The 2,901-nt window shown below is 58.8% G+C and carries 4 protein-coding genes and 1 pseudogene; 3 read left to right on the plus strand and 2 right to left on the minus strand.

Features of this window, described 5'->3' with window-relative positions:
- Positions 1-178: 178 nt before the first annotated feature.
- Positions 179-814 (plus strand): GntR family transcriptional regulator, encoded by a 636-nt coding sequence (locus Q0341_RS04525; RefSeq protein WP_299510876.1) that lies wholly within the window; start codon positions 179-181, stop codon positions 812-814.
- Positions 815-827: 13 nt separating this feature from the next.
- On the opposite strand, the gene Q0341_RS04530 is transcribed toward Q0341_RS04525, so the two are convergent.
- Complete coding sequence (locus Q0341_RS04530) at positions 828-1,292, minus strand: MerR family transcriptional regulator (protein ID WP_299510877.1); 465 nt, start codon at positions 1,290-1,292, stop codon at positions 828-830.
- Positions 1,293-1,432: 140 nt separating this feature from the next.
- On the opposite strand from Q0341_RS04530, the gene Q0341_RS04535 reads away from it, so the two are divergent.
- Both Q0341_RS04535 and Q0341_RS04540 read left to right on the plus strand, forming a co-directional pair.
- Positions 1,433-2,230 carry an SDR family oxidoreductase gene (locus tag Q0341_RS04535; RefSeq protein WP_299510878.1) on the plus strand — a complete coding sequence of 266 codons (798 nt, stop codon included), beginning with the start codon at positions 1,433-1,435 and terminating at the stop codon, positions 2,228-2,230.
- 10 nt (positions 2,231-2,240) lie between these two features.
- Positions 2,241-2,729 (plus strand): hypothetical protein, encoded by a 489-nt coding sequence (locus tag Q0341_RS04540; RefSeq protein ID WP_299510879.1) that lies wholly within the window; start codon positions 2,241-2,243, stop codon positions 2,727-2,729.
- A 36-nt stretch (positions 2,730-2,765) separates the two neighbouring features.
- Here Q0341_RS04540 and Q0341_RS04545 read toward each other — a convergent pair.
- Positions 2,766-2,901: pseudogene (locus Q0341_RS04545) on the minus strand (tRNA dihydrouridine(20/20a) synthase DusA); the annotation flags it as partial.

Here is a 2,901-nt window from a genome sequence, read left to right on the forward strand (position 1 = left end):
TGTGCTTTCGGGACAAAAATGGCTGAGCCGGATTGTGGCAGCCTGGGGCTTTAAACAGGCTGACAAAGACTGTGATTCATAATTATTGATGCAGAATATTTTAACCGGCTTACAATCGGACACCATCAAAAAACTGCTTCAGCGCTTGCCAAAGCCCTGAAAGCCTGCTTTTCAGCCCATGTCCGCCCTGTCTCTTGCCCCTCGCGCCCTTTACGAAGAAGTAGCCGAACTGTTGCGGCAGCGCATCTTTGCGCGCGAACTGGAACCGGGCAGCTGGATCGACGAGTTGCGCATTGCCCAGGCGCTGGGCATCAGCCGCACCCCTTTGCGCGAAGCCCTGAAGGTGTTGGCAGCCGAAGGCCTGGTGACCATGAAGGTGCGCCGAGGTGCTTACGTGACCGAGGTGAGTGAAAAAGACCTGCGCGACGTTTACCACCTGCTGGCCTTGCTCGAATCGGACGCCGCCCGCGTGGTGGCGCAAAACGCCAGCACCGAGCAGATCGCACAGATCAGCGCCTTGCACCAAGACCTGGAAAAAGCCACCCACGACCGCGACCGCTTTTTTGAAATCAACGAAGCCTTTCACATGCTGCTGCTGGCATTGGCCGACAACCGCTGGCGCGACCAGATGGTGGCCGACCTGCGCAAGGTGATGAAGCTCAACCGTCACAGCTCCTTGTTCAAGGAAGGCCGGATTGAGCAATCCCTGGCCGAGCACCGGGCGATTGTGGCGGCACTGAAGGCACGCCAGCCAGAAGTGGCAGCCGAGTGCATGTCGGCGCACTTCATGAACGGCCTGCAGGCGGCGCAATAAGCGATCTCAGGACTCAGGCGCGCTTTTGCGCGGTGCCGCCTGACAAAGCGCTCAGGAATGCCAGAACAAAGTTGCAATCTTCATCTTGCAACACGCCCATGTCGCCCACAGCAACAGGGGCCACGTAAGCCCGAATGACGTGCAGTGCAGCCATGCGTTCATCGATTTTGACCACCACAGCACCCGCCAGTCGCTCCAAGGCGGGCGCATCCAGCGTGCCGTGGTCGCGTTCGCTGAGCAAAAGCGCAATCTCGGCCAGGGTGAAGCCCAGATCTTTCAGGTGCCGAATGGCCTTGAGCCGGTCCAGCGTGTCGCTGCCATATTGGCGATAACCGGCTTCGGTTCTACTTTGGGGCGCAATCAAGCCCGCATCCTCATACAAGCGCAATTGGCCGCGGGTCACGCCAGCGGATTTGCACAAGACGCTGGTGGTCTGTAAGGCCTTGAAATCATGGGCGGTGGTCAGTGTTTTCATCATGTTGGCACCCATCCTAAACCCGGCACCAAGGGACCGGGTCAAGCGAAACTCAATGGCCTTTGACAAAAAATCGCTTGACATGGCACCAAGGTGCCGGGTTTCCAATGCTTTCTTTGACACACGCAACAAGGAAGTTCGCCATGCACAAACACCCCAAACCCCACAAAACAGCCCTCATCACGGGGGCCTCTTCAGGCATCGGCCAAGCCTTGGCCCATCACTTTGCGCAAGACGGCTACCAGCTGGTGCTGGCCGCTCGCAGCGTGGACAAAATGCAGGCCCTGGCCGACGATTTGCAGCAGCAATTCAAGGTTCAGGTCACGGTCATCGGTGCAGACCTGGAAACCGACACGGGTGCCGTGCAGTTGCACGCCGACATTCAGGCGCGTGGCATCGTTTTGAGTGCCTTGGTCAACAACGCAGGCTACGGTGCATTTGGCGAGTTCAAGGACACGGCGCTCAGGTCCGAGCTGGCCATGATGCAACTCAACATGAACACGGTGGTGGTGCTGAGCAAGCTGTTCTTGCCGGATTTGCTCGCAACGCGCGGCAAGATTTTGAACACGGCATCCACGGCGGCTTTTCAGCCAGGGCCTTACATGGCGGTGTATTACGCCACCAAAGCATTTGTCTTGAGTTTCTCGGAGGCCCTGGCGTGTGAGCTGGAAGACACCGGCGTGACTGTGACCGCGCTGTGCCCCGGCCCCACCGCATCAGGTTTTCAGGACAAGGCCCAACTGGGCAACTCGGCCCTGATCAAAGGCAAAAAACTGCCCACATCCAAAGAGGTGGCAGCCCTGGGTTACCGCGCCATGCAGCGCGGTCAGCGGGTCTACATACCGGGCTTCATGAACTGGGCCATGGCGCAAAGCATGCGTTTCACACCGCGCAATCTGGCCACCAAGGTGGTGAAAATGTTGACCCGCCCCATCGCTTGAGAAAAACGCCATGATCAACCCACTGAACAACTACTTCAGCGCAGAAAAGCAAGAAAGCGTGCTCTTCATTACCTTGGGCCTGGTGGCCATTGGCGTGAGCGCCTGGCTTTGGATGAACGGTCATCGGCTGAAATCCATGGCCTACCCGCTGGTCGTCATTGCGCTGATGCAAATGGTGGTGGGGGTGTCGATTTACCTGCGCACCGACCACCAGGTCGCCACCCTGAGCGCGCAACTGAAGCGGGAACCTGCGGCGCTGAAGGCGCAGGAAATTCCCCGCATGCAAACGGTCATGAAAAACTTTTCGATCTACAAGGGGGTCGAAATGGCGCTGCTGATCCTCGGGCTGGGCATGCTGGCTTTTTGGGCGCGCTACGACCTGGCAGCCGGGATCGGCATCGGCTTGGTCTTACAGTCGGCTTTGACGCTGACTTTGGATATCTTTGCAGAAACACGGGGATCCACTTATTTGTCTGCCCTGCACGCCATGCCCAGTTGATGAACCGGCCATGGCCTTGCGGCCCATGTCCGTCGTTCAGTCGGTCACCACCGCACCCCGTGCCAACGCAGTGCGGGCCAGCTGCCAGACCTCACGCGGCGGCAAGGGCTTGAGCTTGTGGTCGCTCCAGACTTGCCGCCACAAGCGGCCACCGCGTTGCCCGTGGTACAGG

It is taken from the genome of uncultured Limnohabitans sp., assembly GCF_937889215.1.
Classification (GTDB): Bacteria; Pseudomonadota; Gammaproteobacteria; order Burkholderiales; family Burkholderiaceae_C; genus Limnohabitans_A.

What these genes read in the sequence shown, in the direction of transcription:
- Q0341_RS04525 (WP_299510876.1), top strand. Translation starts at nt 179, where the DNA reads ATGTCCGCCCTGTCTCTTGCCCCTCGCGCCCTTTACGAAGAAGTAGCC.
- Q0341_RS04530 (WP_299510877.1), bottom strand. Translation starts at nt 1,292, where the DNA reads ATGATGAAAACACTGACCACCGCCCATGATTTCAAGGCCTTACAGACC.
- Q0341_RS04535 (WP_299510878.1), top strand. Translation starts at nt 1,433, where the DNA reads ATGCACAAACACCCCAAACCCCACAAAACAGCCCTCATCACGGGGGCC.
- Q0341_RS04540 (WP_299510879.1), top strand. Translation starts at nt 2,241, where the DNA reads ATGATCAACCCACTGAACAACTACTTCAGCGCAGAAAAGCAAGAAAGC.